This is a genomic window from Escherichia sp. HH41S, from assembly GCF_009820115.1.
Classification (GTDB): domain Bacteria; phylum Pseudomonadota; class Gammaproteobacteria; order Enterobacterales; family Enterobacteriaceae; genus Escherichia; species Escherichia coli_F.
Genome location: NZ_VNXE01000059.1, coordinates 48377 through 54552, shown reverse-complemented (window position 1 = coordinate 54552; position 6176 = coordinate 48377). Strand labels below are relative to the sequence as shown.

The window sequence follows — 6176 nt, the reverse complement described above, 5'->3', positions numbered from 1 at the left end:
GTCCGTCTATATCAGATGGGCGTCTAAGTTACCAATTCTCGTCTGATGGCTACATACGGCGGTCAGTTTACGCTTACGACCATATCAGGGACTGTCACCAGAAGCCCGCACCGTTCAAGATCAGCCGGCGAGCAGAAATTCGCATCACTGACAAGATTTATGCCTGCATTTTTAAAGCATTGCGCCACTAAGCGTGAACAAAACTGTTTTCTGCTGTTTTCACGGAATTGCCTCGTAAATTCAGGGCCTTTCACTAAAATGGCTTCAGCAACTGAATACTGGCTGCCCACAAGGTAACGGGCCTGATTGCACACAATTGTTGTTATTTCTTGTCCCGGATCTTTGGCCAGCCTAAGGACTTTGAAATCAGATATGGCCCTTACCGCCGATCGGTTTGGAATACGACTGAATACGCCTCCGTCCCTTGTGGCTTCAATAATCGTCCCGCCAACATATATCATTGCATGAGAGTAGTGGCTGCCGGTCTGCTGGCAGATTATATCTGAGTGCATTTCATACCCCCGCTCCAGAATAATATCTCCGGGACGGAGACTGTCATGACGCAGTATGAAATACGGGCCAGCATAATCATTCAAGCTTGTAAATTTTCCCATCTTTTAATCTCCATGTTGTATTTGTGTTTTTGATCTGTCCGGGCTGCCGGAACTCGAATTTAACAATGGTCTCCCTTGATACTGATTTCCCGTTACGATCTATACTGACAGTTGCCAGGCCGCCCGGCGGGAGGCCTCGGACAGAGGCATATCGCTGGGCCGTTTCAAATTCACCTTTCATATCCAATTTCAATGGAGGAATGTAAAACCTTCCAGTAACAGACCGCAAGAGCTCGGGTTCTGGGCGTTTTCGGATCCCAGATTACAACTGGAAGAAACTGCGTTCTTCGACAGCCAGTCTTTCAGCCTGACGATGGCATGCGGCATGTGGATGCCGGGTGATAAAGGTTGCTCAGTGCCAGAAGCAGAAATTACTAGTGTCAGTTCGGATTAGTCAAAGGGAAGCAGATGACAGGTTCCGTTTATGACCTATCGTACCACTGTATCCTTTATAAACTAACAATAATTAAGAGAGAGTTTATATTATGGCAATGTTGTGATTAGCATTGAATTTAGAAACCAAGATCATTGTCAGTTAATTTGAACTTTGCCATTTCATCAACGCTTTCTTTCGATTGGAAGGGAACGTCTTTTACCTTGCCCGAGACCCCATTTGCAAAATTCACACTGCCATAATCAATACACTTAATAACTTTTCTGTCGCTGGTCATACCGTAGTTTTTAGAATGCTTATCATCGACCTCAACAGGTACTTTAGCATCAGATTTTAATGCGGTGTCCAGATCCGTGTTCAATTTTTCCATGATTAAAAACTTGCCTGTGCGACTGATACTTTTGACCTCAGCAATGCAGCCGAGTACATTAAATAAATTATCAATGACGCTCATGAAGTAAAATCTTGCTTCATTTTCGTTATGGCTATACTTATCCGGCTTAGCCTCTTTAAGTACTAAATCATCACACCCTGTGACCTCAAAAACACACCGTGCATGACCACATCCAATAAACTTACCTTTAATCGACTCAAAATCGTTGTCATCAGATCTGCATGCTGGAATCATTCTTACCCTCTCCAAATTAACCATCTATCAAAACGCCTGCTCTGTATGTGAGCGATCAACGAGTTTACTCCGTCCTGTTGAAAGGGGACATCCAGCAGGCAGTACCAGAGTCCAATCGCAGTACCCAATTCACATCGTTACGTTGTTCGGCTGAGCTCCCGGCTTCCCAGTTAAAACTGTAGGCCAACGACCCGAATCACTGGTGAGCAGGAAGGGACAATTGCTGCTTTACGCGCTGACTACCCAGCCATTTAGCAATTCAATTGGCTGGCACTCAAAATTTTGCTCAATCTATAACTGCATGAATACTCAGAGCTTTAACCCCATTAGCTCACCCTTTCAAGTAATTGTTATCTATAGCGGTCACTTCCTATAACAATAAGCTGTCTTTAAGAGCTTAAGGGGCATAGGGGGCTTAAGAGTGTGGACGCTGAGCAACTTGCTCTTCAGTTACACTAGCTGGCATTTTTAGGGCTTTTTATCTGTTCCCAGATGATTGACACACTGTTTTTTTAGCAACATCCATTGCGACTCAATTATGAACGTCCGCCCTTCGCTCAAAACGGACTGTAAAATTTGAATGAGTTATGGCTGCATAAACTGCCTGTTGGGTCTGAGCAAGCCCTCATAACCGCTGCAACCAGGAAATTATGATGTCCTTAAATTTCTGGCAGTGCAAAATTTCATCCCATTCGGAGAAGTTTACGTCCTTCCGAGATAATTTGTTTGATTCTTCCCGTGTCACTAATCTCCATGGCATCAATCAAGCTAGCGATTCCGCCAAATGCTTGCTGTTGAGAAATAGCACCAAAATCGTAGTCATCGAGCACCACCGCCAATAACGCTTTCTGTTTTACCTGCTCACTCATCGAAAGTATGTACGCCATTTTAACCCCATCAAAGGTTAGGTTTTGGATGGATTGTATCTTTTCGCTTCCGGGAACGGTGGAAGCTCCCGGTAATCTGTCTTCTCCGTAGCGTCCCAGTGCCACCATCCATATTGAACCGCCCCGGAAATCCTGGAGACTAAACTCCCTGAGAAAGAGGTAAACAGGATGACTAAAAATACTCGTTTTTCCCCCGAAGTCCGTCAGCGGGCGATTCGTATGGTTCTGGAAAGTCAGGATGAATATGACTCACAGTGGGCGGCAATTTGTTCCATTGCCCCAAAGATTGGCTGTACGCCGGAGACTCTGCGTGTCTGGGTTCGCCAGCATGAGCGGGATACCGGGGGCGGTGATGGTGGGCTCACCAGCGCGGAACGTCAGCGTCTGAAAGAGCTGGAACGTGAAAATCGTGAACTGCGCCGCAGTAACGATATCCTTCGCCAGGCTTCCGCTTATTTTGCGAAGGCGGAGTTCGACCGCCTCTGGAAAAAATGATGCCACTGCTGGATAAGCTGCGTGAGCAGTACGGGGTCGGACCGGTATGCAGCGAACTGCATATTGCCCCGTCAACGTATTACCATTGTCAGCAACAGCGACATCATCCGGATAAACGCAGTGCCCGTGCGCAGCACGACGACTGGCTGAAGAGAGAGATACAGCGCGTATACGATGAAAATCATCAGGTGTACGGTGTGCGTAAAGTCTGGCGTCAGTTGTTACGGGAAGGAATCAGGGTGGCCAGATGTACAGTGGCACGTCTCATGGCGGTTATGGGACTTGCCGGTGTTTTCCGGGGTAAAAAGGTCCGTACGACCATCAGCCGGAAAGCCGTTGCCGCAGGCGACCGCGTAAACCGTCAGTTCGTGGCAGAACGACCTGACCAGCTGTGGGTGGCTGATTTTACTTACGGTGTGCCCGGAGTTCAGGGCGGGCATGGATGCTTAAATGAACCGCGAGTCTGTCTGGAATATTGAACCGGTAACTCACGATGAGAAACCCAACAATCCCACCGGGTGTGACGGTGGAGAACCTGAGCGGCAGTGACCTGCGGCATGCCCGCAGGGTGATGTAACCCGCTGACAACGGGGATTGAGGCGAGATCACTAAGCCGAGATGATCCTCAAGGTTAAGTACTGAAAGGCTGAAGAACATGAACCCGTTAATCCGCCTCTGTGGGTTGAAAACGTCACCACGGCCTACGTGATCTGACAGGCCGTGCAGGAGGAACTGGCAGTGATACGTAAGCACTGCCGGTCGAAGGTGTTTTGACATGTATGCGAAACACCGGGGCAGCAGCGTCTATCACGCTTGCGTTGCTGACTTCTGCCAACTTGCGGCAAGCAAGGATAAAGAGTGCGACGGGCAGCCTCCTCAGTATGCCTGAGTCCAGGCAGGTAAACCGGGGAAGGTCAGCGACGGATGTTAAGGGGGCATGGCTCCGATGACGCGCTGGCTGGCGGAGCTTCCGTAGTAGTCCGCGATGGGGAAAGCCCATTACATGGCGAAGGGAAGCAGTTTGAATGTGTTTGCGACGTGAATTAACTGACCTAACGAGGTGAAGACCTTTGATAATCAGCGAAATGCAACGCAAGCTTGCCACATGGGCAGTCACCGATCCGTCCCTACGGATTCAACGGCTGCTGCGTCTGATAACACAACCAGAATGGCTGGCTGAAGCGGCGCGGATCACGCTTTCATCAAAGGGGGCCCATACCCCCGGCGTTGATGGCGTGAACAAAACAATGCTACAGGCCAGACTAGCTGTTGAGCTGCAAATCCTCAGGGATGAATTACTCTCAGGCCACTACCAGCCCTTGCCCGCCAGACGGGTTTACATCCCTAAAAGCAACGGCAAACTGCGACCACTGGGTATCCCCGCGTTGCGGGATCGTATTGTTCAGCGGGCCATGCTGATGGCGATGGAGCCGATATGGGAGAGTGATTTTCATACGCTCTCATATGGCTTCCGGCCTGAGCGCAGTGTCCACCACGCTATCCGCACGGTGAAATTACAGCTCACAGACTGTGGTGAAACCCGGGGACGCTGGGTGATTGAAGGCGACCTGTCCAGTTACTTCGACACCGTACATCATCGACTGCTGATGAAGGCTGTACGCCGCAGGATCAGTGACGCACGTTTCATGACTCTGCTGTGGAAAACCATCAAGGCGGGACATATCGATGTCGGTCTCTTTCGGGCGGCCAGTGAAGGTGTGCCACAGGGCGGTGTTATATCGCCGCTATTATCGAACATCATGCTGAATGAGTTCGATCAATACCTGCATGAGCGCTACCTGAGCGGGAAAGCCAGAAAAGATCGGTGGTACTGGAATAACAGTATCCAACGGGGCCGAAGTACGGCGGTCAGAGAAAACTGGCAGTGGAAACCCGCGGTGGCGTACTGCCGCTATGCCGATGATTTTGTCCTCATCGTCAAAGGCACCAAAGCACAGGCGGAAGCCATCAGGGAGGAGTGTCGGGGTGTGCTCGAAGGCAGTCTGAAACTCAGGCTGAACATGGATAAGACTAAAATCACCCATGTTAATGACGGCTTTATCTTTCTGGGGCACAGGATCATTCGCAAACGCAGTCGTTATGGCGAGATGCGAGTGGTCTCAACGATCCCGCAGGAGAAAGCCAGAAACTTCGCCGCATCGCTGACAGCACTGTTATCAGGCAACTACAGTGAAAGCAAAGTCGATATGGCTGAACAACTCAACCGAAAACTGAAAGGCTGGGCCATGTTCTATCAGTTCGTTGATTTTAAGGCCAAAGTCTTCAGTTATATCGACCGTGTCGTGTTCTGGAAGCTGGCTCACTGGCTGGCCCGCAAATACCGTACAGGTATCGCTTCCCTGATGAGGTGGTGGTGTAAATCACCGAAACCGGGTCAGAGCAAAACGTGGGTTTTATTTGGTAAAACCAATCACGGCAAGCTCAGCGGCGAAATACTGTACCGGTTGGTGGGGCAAGGCAAGAAGCTGTTCCGCTGGCGGCTACCCGAAGGTAATCCCTATCTGAGGACGGAGACCAGAAACACGTATACATCGCGCTTTACAGAAGTGGCAATGGCGTTCGCCAGCATTTAAATGGAGAGCCGGATGCGCTGAAAGGTGCACGTCCGGTTCGGGGAGGAGAGGCAGGGAAATAGTCCGACTACGCCCTGCCTCTTACTCTACTCAGCACATGGCAGGGCTTCGTCTATGTGGCGTTTATCATTGATGTGTTTGCCGGATACATCGTGGGGTGGCGGGTCTCATCGTCTATGGAAACGACATTCGTGCTGGATGCGCTGGAGCAGGCGTTGTGGGCCCGTCGTCCGTCTGGCACCATCCATCACAGCGATAAAGGCTCTCAGTATGTGTCACTGGCCTATACGGAGCGACTAAAAGAAGCCGGATTACTGGCATCAACAGGGAGTACAGGCGACTCGTATGACAACGCGATGGCTGAGAGCATCAATGGTCTTTACAAAGCGGAGGTAATACACCGTAAGAGCTGGAAAAACCGTGCAGAAGTGGAACTGGCCACACTAACGTGGGTGGACTGGTATAACAATCGACGATTGCTGGGAAGGCTGGGCCATACTCCTCCGGCAGAAGCAGAAAAAGCTTATTATGCTTCCATCGGAAACGATGATCTGGCAGCCTGAG

At 50.0% G+C, this 6176-nt stretch carries 4 protein-coding genes, 2 pseudogenes and 1 other annotated feature; of the genes and pseudogenes, 3 read left to right on the top strand and 3 right to left on the bottom strand.

Features of this window, described 5'->3' with window-relative positions:
* Nucleotides 1-62: 62 nt before the first annotated feature.
* From FQZ95_RS09810 to FQZ95_RS09800, 3 genes are all read right to left on the bottom strand, one after another.
* Nucleotides 63-614 carry a YiiX/YebB-like N1pC/P60 family cysteine hydrolase gene (locus FQZ95_RS09810; protein ID WP_237427976.1) on the bottom strand — a complete coding sequence of 184 codons (552 nt, stop codon included), beginning with the start codon at nucleotides 612-614 and terminating at the stop codon, nucleotides 63-65.
* A 512-nt stretch (nucleotides 615-1126) separates the two neighbouring features.
* Nucleotides 1127-1660 carry a hypothetical protein gene (locus FQZ95_RS09805; protein WP_097311546.1) on the bottom strand — a complete coding sequence of 178 codons (534 nt, stop codon included), beginning with the start codon at nucleotides 1658-1660 and terminating at the stop codon, nucleotides 1127-1129.
* 659 nt (nucleotides 1661-2319) lie between these two features.
* On the bottom strand, nucleotides 2320-2631 hold the full coding sequence (locus FQZ95_RS09800; RefSeq protein WP_237427974.1) for a hypothetical protein: 312 nt from the start codon (nucleotides 2629-2631) through the stop codon (nucleotides 2320-2322).
* Between the two features lie 60 nt (nucleotides 2632-2691).
* Here FQZ95_RS09800 and FQZ95_RS09795 point away from each other — a divergent pair.
* The 3 genes and pseudogenes from FQZ95_RS09795 to FQZ95_RS09785 all read left to right on the top strand — a co-directional run.
* Nucleotides 2692-3431: pseudogene (locus FQZ95_RS09795) on the top strand (IS3 family transposase); the annotation flags it as partial.
* Nucleotides 2973-3089 (top strand) — a sequence feature (AL1L pseudoknot). Its footprint overlaps the pseudogene before it by 117 nt.
* A gap of 672 nt (nucleotides 3432-4103) precedes the next feature.
* Nucleotides 4104-5612, top strand: coding sequence for a group II intron reverse transcriptase/maturase (gene ltrA / locus FQZ95_RS09790; protein WP_001189123.1), 1509 nt, complete (start codon nucleotides 4104-4106; stop codon nucleotides 5610-5612).
* Nucleotides 5613-5695: 83 nt separating this feature from the next.
* Nucleotides 5696-6175: pseudogene (locus tag FQZ95_RS09785) on the top strand (IS3 family transposase); the annotation flags it as partial.
* Between the last annotated feature and the right edge of the window lies 1 nt (nucleotide 6176).